Source organism: Azospirillum mesophilum (genome assembly GCF_053470405.2).
This window is the reverse complement of sequence record NZ_JBPXMQ020000009.1, coordinates 130125-147471: the sequence shown is the minus strand read 5'-3', so window position 1 is coordinate 147471 and position 17347 is coordinate 130125. Positions and strand designations below refer to the sequence as shown.

Annotated in this window: 13 protein-coding genes and 1 pseudogene; 3 read left to right on the top strand and 11 right to left on the bottom strand. The window is 69.8% G+C overall.

The window, feature by feature from the left end; genetic code table 11:
• Window positions 1-171: 171 nt before the first annotated feature.
• From ACSVC7_RS11850 to rph, 5 genes are all read right to left on the bottom strand, one after another.
• Window positions 172-681: a dihydrofolate reductase gene (locus tag ACSVC7_RS11850; RefSeq protein ID WP_448204566.1), complete on the bottom strand. Its 510-nt coding sequence runs from the start codon at window positions 679-681 to the stop codon at window positions 172-174.
• Window positions 682-712: 31 nt separating this feature from the next.
• Complete coding sequence (locus tag ACSVC7_RS11845; protein ID WP_448204567.1) at window positions 713-2404, bottom strand: methyl-accepting chemotaxis protein; 1692 nt, start codon at window positions 2402-2404, stop codon at window positions 713-715.
• A gap of 166 nt (window positions 2405-2570) precedes the next feature.
• A complete protein-coding gene (gene hemW / locus ACSVC7_RS11840) occupies window positions 2571-3752 on the bottom strand; it encodes a radical SAM family heme chaperone HemW (protein WP_448204568.1) in 1182 nt (393 codons plus the stop codon).
• Window positions 3740-4342, bottom strand: a complete 603-nt coding sequence (gene rdgB, locus ACSVC7_RS11835) for an RdgB/HAM1 family non-canonical purine NTP pyrophosphatase (RefSeq protein WP_448204569.1) — start codon at window positions 4340-4342, stop codon at window positions 3740-3742. The genes hemW and rdgB overlap by 13 nt, the downstream gene beginning before the upstream one ends.
• A 169-nt stretch (window positions 4343-4511) precedes the next feature.
• Complete coding sequence (gene rph, locus ACSVC7_RS11830; protein ID WP_448204570.1) at window positions 4512-5231, bottom strand: ribonuclease PH; 720 nt, start codon at window positions 5229-5231, stop codon at window positions 4512-4514.
• Between the two features lie 171 nt (window positions 5232-5402).
• On the opposite strand from rph, the gene hrcA reads away from it, so the two are divergent.
• The 3 genes and pseudogenes from hrcA to ACSVC7_RS11815 all read left to right on the top strand — a co-directional run bounded on the left by hrcA (window position 5403) and on the right by ACSVC7_RS11815 (window position 7676).
• The gene (hrcA, locus tag ACSVC7_RS11825; RefSeq protein ID WP_448204571.1) at window positions 5403-6443 is read left to right on the top strand and encodes a heat-inducible transcriptional repressor HrcA; all 1041 of its coding nucleotides are present in this window, start codon (window positions 5403-5405) and stop codon (window positions 6441-6443) included.
• Window positions 6444-6485: 42 nt separating this feature from the next.
• Window positions 6486-7118: pseudogene (gene grpE, locus ACSVC7_RS11820) on the top strand (nucleotide exchange factor GrpE); the annotation flags it as partial.
• Window positions 7119-7310: 192 nt separating this feature from the next.
• Entirely contained in the window at window positions 7311-7676 is a 366-nt protein-coding gene (locus ACSVC7_RS11815) for a response regulator (RefSeq protein WP_448204572.1), read from the top strand.
• Window positions 7677-7744: 68 nt separating this feature from the next.
• Here the strand turns inward: ACSVC7_RS11815 and ACSVC7_RS11810 are convergent, their stop codons facing one another.
• From ACSVC7_RS11810 to ACSVC7_RS11785, 6 genes are all read right to left on the bottom strand, one after another.
• On the bottom strand, window positions 7745-8644 hold the full coding sequence (locus ACSVC7_RS11810) for an amino acid ABC transporter substrate-binding protein (RefSeq protein ID WP_448204573.1): 900 nt from the start codon (window positions 8642-8644) through the stop codon (window positions 7745-7747).
• A 34-nt stretch (window positions 8645-8678) separates the two neighbouring features.
• Window positions 8679-9950: a dicarboxylate/amino acid:cation symporter gene (locus tag ACSVC7_RS11805; RefSeq protein ID WP_448204574.1), complete on the bottom strand. Its 1272-nt coding sequence runs from the start codon at window positions 9948-9950 to the stop codon at window positions 8679-8681.
• 83 nt (window positions 9951-10033) lie between these two features.
• Window positions 10034-10897, bottom strand: a complete 864-nt coding sequence (locus tag ACSVC7_RS11800) for a DMT family transporter (protein WP_448204575.1) — start codon at window positions 10895-10897, stop codon at window positions 10034-10036.
• Between the two features lie 51 nt (window positions 10898-10948).
• Window positions 10949-12421: a pyridoxal phosphate-dependent decarboxylase family protein gene (locus ACSVC7_RS11795; protein ID WP_448204576.1), complete on the bottom strand. Its 1473-nt coding sequence runs from the start codon at window positions 12419-12421 to the stop codon at window positions 10949-10951.
• Window positions 12414-13781, bottom strand: coding sequence for a diaminobutyrate--2-oxoglutarate transaminase (locus tag ACSVC7_RS11790; RefSeq protein WP_448204577.1), 1368 nt, complete (start codon window positions 13779-13781; stop codon window positions 12414-12416). Before ACSVC7_RS11790 ends, ACSVC7_RS11795 begins: the two co-directional genes overlap by 8 nt.
• 240 nt (window positions 13782-14021) lie before the next feature.
• Complete coding sequence (locus ACSVC7_RS11785; RefSeq protein ID WP_448204578.1) at window positions 14022-17345, bottom strand: PAS domain S-box protein; 3324 nt, start codon at window positions 17343-17345, stop codon at window positions 14022-14024.
• Window positions 17346-17347: the final 2 nt, after the last annotated feature.

Here is a 17347-nt window from a genome sequence, read left to right as displayed (position 1 = left end):
CGGGTCAAGCCCGGCCATGACGACGAAAAGAGGTGCGGGCGGTTATCGTTGCCACGATAAGGTGATGAGCAAAAACCTTGCCGGACACTCGTGTGTTAAGCCTGGGCATGACGAAAAAATGGCTGAACGACGAAGAAAGCGCGCGCGTGTCAGCGTGTCAGGCAGACGGCATCAAGGAGAGGTCCGCGCGTAGTCCACGAACCGGTAGGGCAGGCCGTTCTCGTTCTGGAGTGGGCCGGCCGCTGCCTCCGCCCAGCCGGGACCGAGGGGTGGCATCCGGGTGTCGCCGTCCACGTCCTGCTCCACCCAGGTCATGTGGACCGTGTCGGCGATGGGCAGGGTTTCGCGGAAGACCTCCGCCCCGCCGATGACGCAGACCTCCGGCACGGCGCGGTGCCGGCACCAGTCCAGGGCGGAGGGGATGTCGGCGAACCAGACCGCGCCCCAGACCGCACCTGGGACTCGCTCCCCCGCCGGGGCGCTGCGGCTGACCACGAGGTTGTCGCGGCCGGGCAGCGGGCGGCGGGGGAGCGAGTCCCAGGTGCGGCGGCCCATCAGGACGGGCTTGCCGAGCGTCAGTTCCTTGAAGCGCTTCAGATCGCCTGGAAGAGACCAGGGCAGGGCGCCGTTCCGGCCGATCACGCCGTTGCGCGCGGCGGCCACCACCAGACTGATGCGCATGTCCTGCCCCTTTCTGCGGTTCGCTCTGATCCTACGCCGCGCGCATGTGCCGGAGGAAGCCTCCCACCTCGTGGTGCAGCGTGTCCAGTTGGACGCCGAGCTGGCGGGACATCTCCAGCACGTCGCGGGCGGTGGCGCCGCTGCGGGTGGCTGCGCCGGTGACGCCGGTGATGTTGGCCGTCACCTCCTGCGTGCCGCTGGCGGCTTCCTGCACGTTGCGGCTGATCTCGCGGGTGGCGGCCCCCTGCTCCTCGACCGCCGAGGCGATGGAGGTCGCGATCTCGTTCACGCGCAGGATCACCTGGGTCACCCCCTGGATCTCGCTGACCGCTTCGCCGGTCACCGTCTGGATGTTGGAGACCTGCGTGGCGATTTCCTCCGTCGCGCGGGCCGTCTGGTTGGCGAGAGCCTTCACCTCCGACGCCACGACCGCGAAGCCCTTGCCGGCCTCCCCGGCGCGGGCGGCCTCGATGGTGGCGTTCAGGGCCAGCAGGTTGGTCTGGCTGGCAATGTCGTTGATGAGCTGCACGACCGCGCCGATCTTCTGCACCGCCTCGGCCAGACCGCCGACCTTGTCGTTGGCGCGCCCGCTGAGGCCCACCGCCTCCGACGCGATGCGCGAGGATTCGGCGACCTGACGGCTGATCTCCTGGATGGAGCCGGCCAGTTCCTCCGACGCGGCGGCGACGGTCTGCACGTTCGCCGAGGTCTGCTCGGTCGCGGCGGCGACGGAGGTCGCCAGCTGGTCCGTCTGGGCGGCGGCGCGGTTCATCTCCGCGGCGCGCTCCTCCATGGTCGCGGCGGCGTCCGACACAGTGCGGACGACGGCGCCCACGCTCTGTTCGAAGTTCGCGGCCAGCGCCAGCATGGCGTCGTGTTTCTCACGCTCCGACCGCCGGGCAGCCTCGGCCTGTTCGGCCTCAAGCCGCAGCTTCTCCTGGGCGTTGCGCTCGAACACCTGCGCCGCCCGCGCCATGGCGCCGATCTCGTCGCCGCGCCCCGCCTCCGGGAAGCGGATGGACAGGTCTCCGTCGGCCAGCGCCCGCATGTTGGTGGCAAGGCCGCGCAGGACGCGGCTGATGTCGTTGCCGACCCAGGCGATCAGGCCGATGGCCGGCAGCGCCAGCGCCAGGATCACAGCGGCGAGCGTGCGGACCTGATCGAGGAAGGCCGCCCAGATGTCGTCGATGAAGATGCCGCTGCCGATGAAGATGTTCCAAGGCTGGAAGCCCTGGACGTAACCCAGCTTGATCGCCAGATCGGTCCCGCCGATGGTGCGCGGCCAGTCGTATTCCAGCACCCCTTCGCCGCTGGCCCGGACCATCCGGGCGAATTCCACGATCAGGTGGACACCCTTGGTGGTCGTGATGACCTTGGTGTCCGAGCCGACCAGCTTGGCGTTGGGGTGGGCGAAGCCGAAACCGTCCATGGTGTGGGAGAACAGATACTCCTTGCCGCCGGCGTAGCGGATGCTGGTGACGGCGGCCTTGAAGCGGTTCTGTGCCTCCTCGCGGGTCATCTTGCCGGCGGCGGCCTCGGCCTCCAGAGAGGCGGCCAGCGTCACGCCGGTCTCGGTGACGGCGCGCAAGGTGGCCAGCCGGTCCTGGTACATCCGATGGTAATTGAGATAAAGGCCGGCGCCGGCGATGGCAAAAGCCGCAACAGACGCCGCGGCGACAAGGCCCCACAATTTGGCGCGAATTGAAAGTTTCGTCAGGGACATGGCGATCGCTGTCCTTCCCCCGTGCCCGGCACGCGGCAGGTTTTGGGATCTTTTCCTTTGCCGGGATTCCAAAGTCGGACAGAATGATCACAAAGAAAATTTAACGTGGTGTTTACAAACGATTCCTCCGGCGCCCCTGGGGCTGTTTGTCACAGCGGCGCCGGATTCAGGCCAGCAGAGCGGCCAGCACCGCGTTCAGCCGCTGCCGACCCTCGTGCGTCGCGCGCAGGGTCGTGCCGGTGACCTCCAGAAAGCCGCCCCGCACCAGCCGTTCGAGCGCCGCCGCGTCGACCAGCGCGTCGAGGTCGCGGCCCGTCTCCTCCACGAGGCGGGTGCGGGCGACGCCTTCGGTCAGGCGCAGGCCCATCATCAGCAGCTCGGAGCCGCGGGCGTCGCGGTCGACGGGGTCTGGGGTGGCGGCGCCGTGGCCGTCACGCTCCACGCGCTCCAGCCAGATTTCCGGGGCGCGGTGGGCGCGGGTGGCGAACTTCTCGCCGTCCAGCGTCAGGCGGCCGTGCGCGCCGGGGCCGATGCCGACGTAATCGCCATAGCGCCAGTAGGTCAGGTTGTGGCGGCTCTCCTCGCCGGGGCGGGCGTGGTTGGAGATTTCGTAGGCCGCCAGCCCGGCCTTGCCGAGCAGGGACTGCGTCGCCTCGTACAGGTCCCCGGCCAGCTCCTCGTCGGGCAGGACCAGCTCGCCCCGCGCGTGCAGGGGGAAGAAGGCGGTGCCCTCCTCGATGGTCAGCTGGTAGACCGACAGGTGGCCGACGGCGTAATCCAGCGCACGCGTCAGCTCCGCCTCCCACGCCGCGACGGTCTGGCCGGGGCGGGCGTAGATCAGGTCGAAGCTGAAGCGGTCGAAGGTTTTCGCCGCCAGTTCGATGGCGCCGGTGGCCTCCGCCGCGTTGTGCTGGCGGCCGAGGAACTTCAGCGACACGTCGTCCAGCGCCTGGATGCCCAGCGACACGCGGTTGACCCCGGCGGCGCGGAAGGCCCGGAACTTGTCGGCCTCGACGGAGGTCGGGTTGGCCTCCAGCGTCACTTCAAGCCGGTCGGCGACCGGCCAGCGCGCGGCGATGCGCTCCAGCAGGGCGCCGACCGTCGCCGGCTCCATCAGCGAGGGCGTGCCCCCACCGAAGAAGACCGAGGTCACCCGGCGGCCGGGGGTCGAGACCGCGTAATGGTCAAGCTCCCGCAGCAGCGCGGCGCGCCAGCGGTCGTGGTCGATCCGCTCGCGAACATGGCTGTTGAAGTCGCAATAGGGGCACTTCGACTTGCAGAAGGGCCAATGGACGTAGATCCCGAAGCCGGGATCGGGAAATCCGTGATGGGGGGCTATTTGAAGCATCGCTCCACGAGCTGGCGGAAGGCATCGGCCCGGTGGCTCATCTCGTGCTTCTTGGCCGGGTCCATTTCCCCGAATGTGATGTCGTAGCCGTCCGGTTTAAACATCGGATCGTAGCCGAAGCCCTGCTCGCCCTGTGGCGGCCAGACCAGCGTGCCGTAGCAGCGGCCCTCCACCGTCTCCACATGGCCGTCCGGCCAGGCGAGCGACAGCGCGCAGACGAAATAGGCGGAGCGGTCGGACTTGCCCACCAAGCCGTCCTCCACCTTCCGCATCGCCATGCCGAAGTCCTTCGACGGGCCGGCCCAGCGCGCGGAGTAGATGCCGGGGTCGCCGTTCAGCGCCGGCACCACCAGCCCGCTGTCGTCGGCCAGCGCCACATGCCCCGCCTTGGCGGCGGCCAGCGCCTTCAGCTCGGCGTTCGCGACGAAGGTCGTGCCGGTCTCCTCCGGCTCCGGCAGGCCAAGCTCGCCCGCCGAGGTGAAGGTGGCAACGTAGGGGCCGAGCAGGTCGGCGATCTCGCGCACCTTGCCCGTGTTGTGGCTGGCAATGACGAGGGTGTCGCCGGTGAAGCGGCGGGGGGATTGGGTCATGGAGGATGGTCCTCTGATTCCTAAGCGCTTTGCCCCCTCCCTAACCCTCCCCCGCTCTGCGGGAGAGGGGACTGCCGCCGCTTCGCGAGTCCGCCCCTCTCCCGCGAAGCGGGGGAGGGAGGGACCCACGCGCCAGCGTGGGAGGGTGGGGGCAACGGGCGCGGCGCTGTTACTTCGCCCCGATGGCGGCCTTCTGCAACGCCACCAGCTCGTTGATGCCCTTGCGGGCCAGCGCCAGCAGCTCCATGAACTGCGGTTCGGTGAAGGGGCGCTCTTCGGCGGTGCCCTGGATCTCGACGATGCCGCCGTTGCCGGTCAGCACGAAGTTGGCGTCGGCCTGGGCGGTCGAGTCCTCGGCGTAGTCGAGGTCGAGCACGGACGAGCCCTTGTAGATGCCGCAGGACACGGCCGCCACATGGTCGGTCAGCGGGATGGTCTTGATGGCGCCGATGGACAGCAGGTGCTGGAAGGCCAGATGCAGGGCCACGAAGCTGCCGGTGATGGCGGCGGTGCGGGTGCCGCCGTCGGCCTGGATGACGTCGCAGTCGATCTTGATCTGCTTCTCGCCCATGGCCGCGCGGTCGGTGACGGAGCGGAGCGCGCGGCCGATCAGGCGCTGGATCTCCTGCGTGCGGCCGGACTGCTTGCCCTTGGCGGCCTCGCGGTCGGTGCGGCTGTGGGTGGAGCGCGGCAGCATGCCGTATTCCGCCGTCACCCAGCCGAGCCCCGTGTTCTTCAGGAAGCGCGGCACGCCCTCGTCCACGCTGGCGGTGCACAGCACATGCGTGTCGCCGAAGCGCACCATGCAGGACCCCTCGGCGTGCTTGCTGAAGTTCGGCTCTAGGGAAATGGTGCGCAATTGGTCGAGGGCGCGGCCGGAGGGACGCATCGGGCATATCCGCAGGTCTGTTGAAAACGGCCGGCAGGCTAGCGATTGATGCCGCCGCCGTCCAGCGCGCAACCGGGGCGCACGTTGATTCGGGGCGAATACCTGCCTAAATTCGACACGCTCAAGTCACGCAAGCCACCCGGTTCCCGTCCCCGCCATGATGGCCGCGCCATGATCACCGAACTGAACCAACGATCCCGCGAGGTCTTCCGGCTGATCGTCGACGCCTATGTGGCGACCGGCGAGCCGGTGGGATCGCGCACGATCTCGCGCCGGCTCGGCATGGCCCTGTCGCCCGCGACCATCCGCAACGTCATGGCCGACCTGGAGGAGCAGGGGCTGCTCTACGCCCCGCACACCTCGGCCGGCCGCATCCCGACCGAGGCGGGGCTGCGCCTGTTCGTCAACGGCCTTCTGGAGATCGGCTCCCTCTCCGAGGACGAGCGCGAATCGATCGAGGCGAAATGCTCCTCCTCCGGCCGGTCCCTGCAGGACGTGCTGGGCGAGGCGTCGACCATGCTGTCGGGCCTGTCGCACTGCGCCGGCCTCGTCGTGGCGCCCAAGACCGACCGGCCGCTGAAGCACATCGAGTTCGTCTCGCTTGCCCCCGGCCGCGCCCTGGTGGTGCTGGTCAACGAGGACGGGCTGGTCGAGAACCGCGTCATCGAGGTGCCGGTGGGGGTTCCCGCCTCCACGCTCCAGATGGTGTCCAACTTCCTCAGCGCGAAGCTGGTCGGCCGCACGCTGGACGAGGCGCGTCAGGCCGTGCTGCGCGAGATCGAGGAGCAGAAGACCGAGCTGGACGAATTGTCGCGCCGAGTCGTCGCGGCCGGCCTCGCCACCTGGGCGGGCAGCGGCGGCCAGAGCGGCGGCCAGCTGATCGTGCGCGGCCAGGCCAAGCTGCTGGAGGACGTCACCGCTTTGTCGGACCTGGAGCGCGTCCGCTCCCTGTTCGAGGCGCTGGAGACCAAGGAGACCATGCTGCGCCTGCTGGACGCCACCGGCCAGGGCGACGGGGTGCAGATCTTCATCGGCGCCGAGAACGTGCTGTTCAACCATTCCGGCTGTTCGCTGATCATCTCGCCGTTCCAGAACAGCCGCGAGCAGGTCATCGGCGCCATCGGGGTGATCGGCCCGACCCGCATCAATTATGCGCGCATCATCCCGCTTGTGGATTATACAGCCAAGGTCATCAGCCGGCTCGTCGGGTGACGACGCCGGCCGGGGGCCGCTTCCCCACGCTTCGAACGACCAGAAGACGACAACGAGAGAGCCATGAGCGAAGAGCAGAACAAGCCCGCCGAAGCCGAGGTGGAGCAGACCGAAGCCGCCAATGGTCAGGCCGCCAACGGGCAGGCCGCCGATGTCGCCCCGCCCGAGGAGCGCGTGGCCCAGCTGGAGGCGGAGGTCGCCAGCCTGAAGGACCAGCTTCTGCGCCAGATGGCCGAGGTGGAGAACACCCGCCGCCGCGCCCAGCGCGACCGCGAGGACGCCAGCAAGTTCGCCGTGTCCAGCTTCGCCAAGGAGCTGGTGACCGTGGCCGACAACCTGCGCCGCGCGCTGGAGGCCGTGCCGGCCGAGGGCCGCGAGAACGACGAGATGCTGAAGAGCCTCGCCGTCGGCGTCGAGGCGACCGAGCGCCAGCTGATCTCGGCCTTCGAGCGCGCCGGCATCAAGAAGATCGACCCGACCGGCGAGCTGTTCGACCCGAACTTCCATCAGGTCATGTTCGAGATCGAGAACACCGGCAAGTCCGCCGGCACCGTCGTGCAGGTGCTCCAGCCCGGCTACACCATCCACGGCCGCCTGCTGCGCGAGGCCATGGTGGGCGTCGCCAAGGCCGGCCCGAACGAGGCCGGCGGCCAGCACGTCGACACCAAGGCGTAACGCCATTTTGGGGGCGTAACCGCCGTCTCATCGCGTTCGTCGCGCAGCGGTTCATGGCCGAATGGGGCCGCTGCGCGACGCCTTGCCGCATCTCTTGCACATCCGGGTATTGACGGCATGCCGTAAGATGCCTAAGCGATATCTCGCATTTGCGAGATTTTTCCTGGCATCAGTTCCATAGGGACCGGACCCGTGCCCAAGAGCATCCTGACCGTCGACGATTCCAAGACCATCCGCGACATGGTCGCCTTCACGCTGCAGAAGGCGGGCTATGCCGTGTCCGAAGCCGGCGACGGGGCGGCGGGGCTGGCGCTTGTCAACAAGCAGAAGTTCGACTGCATCATCACCGACCTGAACATGCCGGGCATGGACGGTCTGGCCCTGACCAAGGCGATCCGCGGCAGCGCGCTCAACCGCGCGACCCCCGTCCTGCTGCTGACCACCGAGGCCGACCCCGCCAAGAAGACCGCCGGCCGTGAAGCCGGCGCCACCGGCTGGCTGGTGAAGCCGTTCAACCCGGACAAGCTGGTCGAAACCGTGAAGAAGGTCTGCCCGTAAGGCGCTGCATGGCCTCCCTCTCCCGGCGGAGCCGGGCGAGGGAGGCCATGCAGCGCCCACGCGCCTAGCTAATCCGGCAGCCCCAGCAGGTGGAAGCTTTCCTCCAGCTGCGCGCTCATGGGCAGGTCGAGGCGTTCGCCGGACGGCAGGCGGCGCAGGAACCAGCGCGTGTAGATTTCCAGGATGTCCCGGCTTTCGGCCAGGCGCGTGAAGGTCCGGTCGACGACCTCCGCGAAGGCCGGGTCGTTCTTGCGGTACATCAGCCCGTACGGGTCGTAGGACAGATACTCGCCGACGATCCGGAACGCCCCCCGCTGGTCCAGCTTGGTCAGCAGGCCGTACAGCAGAACCTCGTCGGTGGCGAAGGCGTCGGCGCCGCCCTCGGCCAGGGTGGCGAAGGCGCGGTCGTGGTCCGGCGCCGTGACCAGCTTGGTGTCCAGCTTCTGCCGCTCGATCAGCCGGCGCAGGGCGGCCTCGTTCGTGGTTCCCTGGGTCACCACGACGGTCCGGCCGCGCAGGTCCTGGCTGGTGGAAATGGGGCTCCCCTGCGGGACGAGCAGCCGCGTGCCGCTGACGAAGATCATGGGTGAGAAGGCGACCTGCTTCTGCCGGGCGTGGTTGTTGGTGGTCACGCCGCATTCCAGGTCGATGCTGCCGTCCAGCAGGGCGGGGATGCGGGTTTCCGCCGTCACGGGGTGGTAGGCGACCGCGAGGTCGCGGCCCAGCTCGGACGCCGCCTCCTCGACCACGGCGCGGCAGAGGTCCAGGGAATAGCCGGTCGGCTGCCCCCGCGCGTCGCGGTAGGCGAAGGGGAAGGCGTTCTCCCGGTAGCCCAGCACGATCCGCCCGCTGTCGTGCAGCTTGCGCAGCGTGCCGGTCAGCTCCTGCGCGGACGCCGGGGCGGCCGGAGCCGCCGCGACCGCCAGGAGAACCGCCCCGAGAACTCCGAGAACCAGCGCGCGCCGCATCGCCGTTACTCCCTGTCCGGTCATACTCTGCCGGTCAGCCGATATCCCGAACCGTGGCCGGATCCTCGACCGGCTGCGTCCCGACGCCCAGCTCGCCTTCCCACTTCGCCACGACGGCGGTCGCCAGGCTGTTGCCCAGGACATTGGTGGCGGAGCGCGCCATGTCCAGGAACTGGTCGATGCCCATGATCAGCAGCAGCCCGGCCTCCGGCACGTTGAAGGTCGCCAGCGTCGCCGCGATCACCACCAGCGAGGCGCGCGGCACGCCGGCCATGCCCTTGCTGGTGACCATCAGGATCAGCAGCATGGTCAGCTGCTGCCCCAGCGTCAGCTCGATCCCGTAGGCCTGCGCGATGAAGATCGTCGCGAAGGTGCAGTACATCATCGAGCCGTCGAGGTTGAACGAATAGCCCAGCGGCAGGACGAAGCCGATGATGCGCTCGCTGACCGGCAGCTTCTCCAGCTCCTCCATGGTGCGGGGGTAGGCGGCCTCGCTGCTGGCCGTGCTGAAGGCCAGCAGGATCGGGTCCTTGATCAGCCGGATCAGCGTGAACAGTGTGCCGCCCAGGAACAGGAAGCCGATGGTGCACAGCACCAGCCACAGGATGGCGATGCTGAGGTAGAACTCCACCATGAACTTGCCGTAGGTGACGATGACGCCCAGCCCCTGCGTGGCGACGATGGAGGCCATGGCCGCGAACACCGCCAGCGGCGCGAAGCGCATCACATAGTCGGTGATGCGCAGCACGATGTGCGACAACTCCTCGATCCAGCGGACGACGATCTCCGACTTGTCCACCGCCCCGGCGGCGACGCCGAAGAAGATGGCGAAGACGACGATCTGCAGGATCTCGTTGGTCGCCATCGCCTCGAAGATGCTGCGCGGGACGAGGTGGGTGACGAACTCCTTCAACGACAGGGAGGCCGTCTTCAGGTTGGTCGCCGCCCCCGGATCGGGCAGCGGCAGGTCCAGCCCCTCGCCGGGCCGCAGCAGGTTGACCATGACGAGGCCGAGCAGCAGCGACACCAGCGACGCCGCGACGAACCAGCTCATCGCCTTCAACCCGATCCGGCCGACCGCCCCGCTGTCGCGCATGTGCGCGATGCCCGCCACCAGCGTGGAGAAGACCAGCGGCGCGATGATCATCTTGATCAGCCGCAGGAAGATGTCGGTGATCAGCGCGATGTAGCCGGCGATGGCCTTCGCCGTCGGCTCGTCCGGGGCCAGGCTGTTGACGGCGTAGCCGACGACGATGCCCAGGAGCATGCCGGCGATGATGTATCCCGTAAGCCGCTGCGACCGCATGGAACGACCTCCCCCCTTTGGATGCCTTGACCGCGCCGGGCCGCACATCCAACAGGCGAAATCCGTAGTTCGTCGCAACGACGTCAGGCTTCTTTGAGCGGCCTCCGCCACAGGTCGCGGGAGGCCAGCAGGGCGCCGCCGACGATCAGCACGGCGGCGGCCAGCAGCGGCCAGGACAGTTCCTCGGCCCCCAGCAGGATCACGAAGGCCGCCCCCAGCAGCGGCTCCCCATAGGCGAGCACGCCCAGCACCTGGATGTCGCCGCGCTTCACGCCGTGGTCCCACAGGAAGGTCGCCAGCCCGGCCGGCAGCAGACCCAGCGCCAGGATGACGGCAAGCTCGGCGCCCGTGGGCGTCACCCAGTCCTCGAACAGGCCGTGCCCAAGCCCCGCGACGACGGCCGCCCCGGCGCAGTAGGCCCCGACCGCGCTGGTCGGCACGGCGGGGAAGGTCCGGCTTGCCAGGGAATAGCTGGCCCAGATCACCGCCGCCGCGACGGCGGCCAGCAGGTGCAGCGGGTCGGCCCCGCTCATTCCGCCCAATTCTCCCCAAGCGTCGCGTGCCACCAGCCCCAGGGAGCCGGCCAGCCCCAGCAGCACGCCCGCGACGTGCCACCAGCGCAACCGTTCCCCCGGCAGAAGGGCGGAGCCGAACACGATCAGCAGCGGCGTGAAGCCCAGCATCAGCGCCGCCTGAGCCGGCGGGGCCGTCTGCACTGCGTGGTACAGGCAGACGTGGAACCCCAGCAGGCACAGCACGCTGACCGCCCAGGCCCGCAGCGGCAGCCGCCGCAGCGTCGTCCCCATGCCCCGCCGCATCAGAAACGGAAGCACGCCGAGAGCCGTCGCGGCGAAGCCCAGGAAGGCGATCTGGAAGGGCGGGATGCGCTGCACCCCGGTGACCAGCGCCGATTCCACCGCCCACAGCAGCACGGCCCCGCCACCCACGGCGGTGGCGAGTCTCCGGGATCGAGCGCCTCCCATTTAAACCCGGCCCATTCAGTCGCTGCTCAGCCGGCGGCCGCAGGCCTCGATCCGGTCCAGCAGGGCCAGCAGGTCCGCCGGCTCGGTGCGCGGGTTCAGCAGGGTCACCTTCAGGCAGTTGCGCCCGTCGATGCGCGTGTGGCCCAGCACGGCCTCCCCGGCGCGGAACAGCGCCTTGGGGATGGCGTCGTTCAGCGCCTCGTCCAGCACCGCCCCGCCGCCGGAGACGTAGCGGAACACCACGCAGCCGTAGTCCGGCCGGTGCAGCGGTTCGAAGCGCGCGTCCCCGGCGAGATGCCCTGCGAACCAGCCGGCCAGCTCCACCGTGCGGTCGATCATGGCGGCGAAGCGCTCCGCCCCCACCAGCTGGAAGGTCAGCCACAGCTTCAGCGAGTCGAACCGCCGCGTCGTGGAGATCGACCAGTTGACGAGGTCGGGGAAGCCCTCCGCGTCGTGGTCCTCGGGGTTCAGATACTCGGCGTTGATGCGGACCAGCTCGAAATGCCGGCGGTCGGCCAGCAGGAAGGCGCTGCAACTGATCGGCTGGTAGAAGGCCTTGTGGAAATCGACCGAGATGGAATCCGCCCGCCCGATGCCCGCCAGCTTGGCGCGGTGCGTGGGCGACAGCAGCAGAGCCCCGCCATAGGCGGCGTCCACATGCAGCCACAGCCCCTCGCGCGCCGCGATGTCGGCGATGCGGTCCAGCGGCGGGATCGCGCCGAAGTCGGTGGTGCCGGCGGTGGTGACGATGGCGAAGGGCAGGTTACCCTCCGCCCGCACCCGCGCGATGGCCGCCTCCAGCGCCTCCGGGTTCGTGCGGTAGTTGTCGTCGGCATCGACCGGCACCACCGCGTCCTCGCCCAGGCCAAGCTGGATCGCCGACTTCGCCACGCTGAAATGCGCGAAGCGGGAGCACAGGATGCGCAGCCGCCGGAACTCCGGATGCAGGCCGCTCCGCCGCGTCGCGTGGCCCCAGTGCCGCTGCGAGAAGGCGTCGCGCGCCAGCAGCAGCCCCATGTAGTTCGACTGCGTGCCGCCGCTGGTGAAGGTCGCTCCGGCCTCCTGCGGCAGCCCGGCCAGCCGGCACAGCCACTCGGCCATGCGCTGCTCCAGCAGGGTCGCCGCCGCTGCCTGGTCGAAGCTGTCCATGGACTGGTTCAGCGCGCCGACCACCGTCTCCGCCGCCACGCCGGGCAGCAGGACGGGGCAGTGCAGGTGCGCCGCCGTGTGCGGGTGCCAGACGGCGACCGAATGGCGGACGATGCGGCCGAGCGCCTCCATCGCCTGATCCAGCGACCGCGCCCCGGCCGGCAGCATCTCCGGCTCGATCACGGCGCCCAGATCCCGCGCGTCGCCGCCCGCGTAGGCCCCGGCCGGCAGGTTGCGTTCCAGCGTGTCCATGACCGCCGCCGTCAGGCGGCGCCACTGCTCCAGGCTGGCCGGGTCATTCGCGAAAAAATCGGTCTTGAACATAGTTTTCTCAGGCATGAGCGGTCACCGCCACGTCCTCGCAGGCCGCCTCGATGATCGCCGACACCGTGTCCACCTCGTCCGGCGTGATGGTCAGCGGGGGCAGCAGGCGCATCACGGCGCCGTGGCGCCCGCCCAGCTCCACGATCAGCCCGCGCTTGAAGCAGGCCGCCTGGAGCGCCTTCGCCGTCGCCCCGTCGCCGAGCGGACGGCCCACACGGTCGCCCTGGTCGGGGGAGATGATCTCCATGCCGATCATCAGCCCGCGCCCGCGCACGTCGCCGATGAAGGCGTGCTTGTCCTTCAGCGCGTGCAGCCGCTCCATGAAGCGGCCGCCCATCGCGGCGGCATGGCTGGGGATGTCGTTCTCCTGCAAATAGCGCAGGGTCGCCAGACCGGCGGCCATGGCGAGCTGGTTGCCGCGGAAAGTGCCCGTGTGCGCGCCCGGCTGCCACAGGTCCAGGTCGCGGTGATAGACGATGACCGCCAGCGGCAGGCTGCCGCCGATGGCCTTGGACAGCACCAGCACATCCGGCACGACGCCCGCGTGCTCGAAGGCGTACAGCTTGCCCGTGCGGCCCCAGCCCGTCTGCACCTCGTCCAGGACCAGCGCGGCGCCGCTGTCCTTGGCGAGCTTGGCGACGGAGCGCAGCCACGCGTCGTCGGCGGGGATCACGCCGCCTTCGCCCTGCACCGGCTCCAGGATCATGCCGGCGACGGGCGGCAGGCCGCTTTCCGGGTCGTCCAGCAGGTTTTCGGCGAAATGCGCGCAGGGCGGGCGGCCGTTGGCGGTGCGGGCGGCGTGGCAGCCCTCCGCCCCCACCGGGCAGCGGTAGCAATAGGAATAGGGCAGGAAATGCGCGTCGCCCATCAGGCCGGGCACCGCCGCCTTCGGCCCCCGGTTGCCCATCAGCGCCAGCGCGCCCTGCGTGTGCCCGTGGTAGCCGCCGGAGAAGCCGATGATCCCGCGCTTGCCCGTCGCGGTCTTCACGAGCTTCAGCGCCGCCTCCACCGCGTCCGACCCGGAGGGCGAGCAGAAATGGACGCGCGCGTTGTCGCGCAGCGGGGCGGGCAGGGTGGCGAACAGCGCCTCGACGAAGGAGTCCTTGACCGGCGTGGTCAGGTCCAGCGTGTGGAGCGGCCGCCCGGCCTCCAGATGCTCCCGGATCGCATCCACGACCACCGGGTGGTTGTGCCCGAGCGCCAGCGTCCCGGCCCCGCACAGGCAGTCCAGGAACACCCGGCCGTCCACATCGGTGATGTGGATGCCCTTGGCCTTGTCAATCGCGATGGGAAGCTTTCTGGGATAAGTCCGGGCGTTGGACTCATAGTTGCGCTGGGATTCCAGATATTCGCTTGCACTCTTGCGGAAAGACACGAGCCGCTCCAGGAGTTATTTGCGCTGTGCAGGATGGCGGCGTTCATAGATTGGCTAATCATGGGTACACAACAGGAAAATGGCTTCTGCCCTAAATTTAATATTTACGCTGTGTAATAGTTGGGAGTGCGGGGCGGTGGACTCCTGGCTGACGCAAGAATCGGTCGCCAGCGAGTCACAAAGGAACAAAGTACAGACGATCAAAAGGAGTGAGGGGGGTATGTCAGCGCCGGTGGAAACTCACGCTCCCACCGTGAACGCGGCCACCGTGTCCTCCATTGCCCGGCCCAGCTCGTTCATGAGGGTGAGCGCTTCGGCCGGTTCCGCCTTTTCGATGGCGCGGGCGAGGTCGCCCAGGCGCTTGGCGCCGACGTTCCAGGCCAGCCCTTTCAGCGTGTGGGCGGCGCGGCCGGGATCCTCGCCGCCGGCCAGAGCGTCGGCGATCGAGCGCATCTGCTCGGCGGCGATGCGCTCGAACTGCTCCGCCGCCTCGCGCCAGCCCTTGGGGCCGAGCGCTTCCACGACGCTGTCCATCTGCGCGCGGTCGATCAGGTCGCCGGCCGGCGTCGCCGCTTTCGGGCGCCCGGTGTCCTTGCGCACCCCGTCACCGTGGAGTCCGAGCACGGCGGCCATTTCGGCGAACAGCGCGGCGGGGCGGATCGGCTTGGCGACGAACCCGTTCATGCCCGCAGCCGTGCATTCCGGGCGGGAGCTGCCGGAGGCGTGCGCCGTCAGCGCGATCACCGGCACCTGACCCGAGGGACCCGGCAGTTCGCGGATCAGGCGGGTCGCGGTCAGGCCGTCCATTCCCGGCATCTGGATGTCCATCAGCACGAGGTCGAACGGCTCCCGCTCCGCCATTCCGACGGCTTCGGCGCCGTCCGCCGCGGCGACGAACGTGTGCCCGGCGCGCCGCAGCATGGCGCAGACGATCTCGCGGTTCACCGGGTTGTCGTCCACGGCCAGCACATGCAGCGGGCCGAGCGCGGCCCGCGCCGCCGCATCGTCGGCCGGGTCCGCCGTCTCGGACGGCAGGGCCGCCGGGTCGCCCGGCGCGCAGGCGATGGTGAACTGGAACAGGCTGCCCCGGCCGGGCTCGCTCGTCACGCCGATGCCGCCGCCGAGCAGGCTGGACAGCTCCTTGCAGATGGCCAGCCCCAGGCCGGTGCCGCCGTAGCGGCGGGTGATGGAGCTGTCGGCCTGGGTGAAGCGCTCGAACAGGTGGGGCAGGGCGTCGGGCGCGATGCCGATGCCGGTGTCCTCCACCTCGAACTCCAGCAGGAAGCGCCCGTCCGGCAGGTCGCCGCCGCGCCGCGCCCGGACGGCGACGTGGCCCGCGCTGGTGAACTTGATCGCGTTGCCGACGAGGTTGAACAGGATCTGCCGCAGCCGCGCCGGGTCGGTGACCACGGCGTCCGGCACCGAGGGCAGCATCCGGCTGGACAGCGACAGCCCCTTCTCGTCGGCGGTCGGCCGGAACACGCCGAGCACCGCCTCCGCGATGCGGGCGGGGGAGCAGGTTTCCTCCTCGATGGCGATGCGCCCGGCCTCCAGCTTGGAGAAGTCCAGGATGTCGTCGAGCAGCCGCAGCAGGCTCTCCGCCGAGTGGCGGGCGATGCCGGCCAGCCGCCGTTCCTCCGCCCCCAGCTCGCCGCCGCCCAGCAGGGTCAGCGTGCCCAGAACGCCGTTCATGGGGGTGCGGATCTCGTGGCTGATGGTCGCCAGGAACTCGCTCTTCATGCGGTTGGCGTGTTCGGCGCTGTCGCGCGCCCGGCGCAGGTCGGCCTCGATCCGCTTGGCCTGGGTGACGTCGCGGAAGACGCCGATGAAATGCTCCTGCCCGCCGACGCGCCAGCTCGACAGGGCGATCTCCGTGGGGATCAGGGTGCCGTCGGCGTGCCGGATCGCCACCTCGCGGATCACGCCGACCGGCCGGCCGCGGCCGCTGGCGCGGTAGGCCTGGAACAGGGCGTCGTGGCCGGCGGCCTGCGGATCGGGCATCAGGACGGACACGTTCCGGCCGATCACCGCCGCCTCGGCATGGCCGAACAAGGCCTCGGCCGCGGGGTTGAAGCCGGTGATGACGGCCCGGTGGTCGGTCACGACGATCGGCTGGCCCACCGCCGCGAACATGGCGCGGTAGCGCTGCTCGCTGTCGGCCAGCGACCGTTCGGCCCGCCGCCGCTCCGTCACGTCAGCGCCCGAGCCGCGATAGCCGGCGAAGCGCCCGTCCTCGCCGATGACCGGCCTGCCGCTGACCGACCAGACGCGGATGCCGCCGTCCGCCGCCCGGACCGCGAATTCGAAGCCGCGGAAGGCGTGCTGTTCCTCCAGGCAGCGGCGGTGCGTCTCCCACCATTCCTCGTCGCCCGGTTCGCGCAGGGCAATCTCGTCCCAGCGCCGGCCGCGCAACGCTTCCCGGTCACCGCCCGCGCCGTCGAAGCCGCCGGACAGCTCGGCGACGCGCAGGTCGGCGTCCATTTCCCAGAACCAGTCGGACGCGGTCTCCGCGATGTCGCGCAGCCGCTCCCGGCTGGTGCGCAGGTCGCGGGCCGTCTCGTCCAGCTCCGCGTGGGCATGGGCCTGCGCCCGGTTCTGCCAGGTCACCAGCAGCGCCATGGCGAGCAGCAGCGCGGTCGCCGCCGCCGCCCCGGCCATGGTGATGCGCTGGCGCGCCCAGGTCTCGGCCATGAACTCGGCCTCGGCGAAGCCGGCGATGACGACCAGCGGATAGCTGTCCAGGCTGCGGAAGCTCATCAGCCGCGTCACGCCGTCCACGGGGCTGGTGTTGCGCAGGAAGCCGTCGCCCTGCGCCAGGGCGGCGGCGTGGACGGCCGACCCGGACACGTCCTGCCCGATGATTTTGTCGTTCATCACGCTGCGCGCGCGCAGGATGCCGTCGCGGCCGATGATGGCGACGATGCCCTGCCGGCCGACGTCCAGGTCGTCGAAGATCCGGCTGAAGTAGAAGGGGTCGAGCGAGGCGACGATCATCCCGCCGAATCCGCCGTCCGGCGCGGTGACCTTGCGGCTCAGCTGGATCGACCATTTGCCGGAGGCCCGGCCGAACACCGGGCGGCTGATGAACAGTCCCTGCACGGTGCCGTCCCGGTGCACCCGGAAATGCTCGCGGTCGGCCACATTCACCTTGGCCGGGGCGTCGTCCACGCTGGTCTGGATCAGGTCGCCGGCGCCGTCCGCGTAGGCGAGCTGAAGGAGCAGGTCGGAATCCAGCGTCGCGTTCTTCATCACCTCGCGCAGCAGCGCGCTACGCCCGCCCAGCCGCGAGAGGTCGTAGCCGACGTAGTTCAGGATGCGGTCGGCCCCGGCGATGGCGCGGGTCGTCTGCTCCGCGATGATGTGGGCGAGGTTGCCGGTGTCGCGCTGCGCCCGCTGGATGGCGTCGCGCCGGTCGCGCTCGGTCAGCGTGACGGCGGCGGTCCAGGCCGAGGCGGCGAGGACGAGCGTCGCCAGCCACACCCCGGTGACCAGAGCCTTCGAGCGGCGCGCGTAGGCGCGGTGCCCCGGATCGCGCGGCGTCACCGCGTGGGGAGGCAACTTCATGG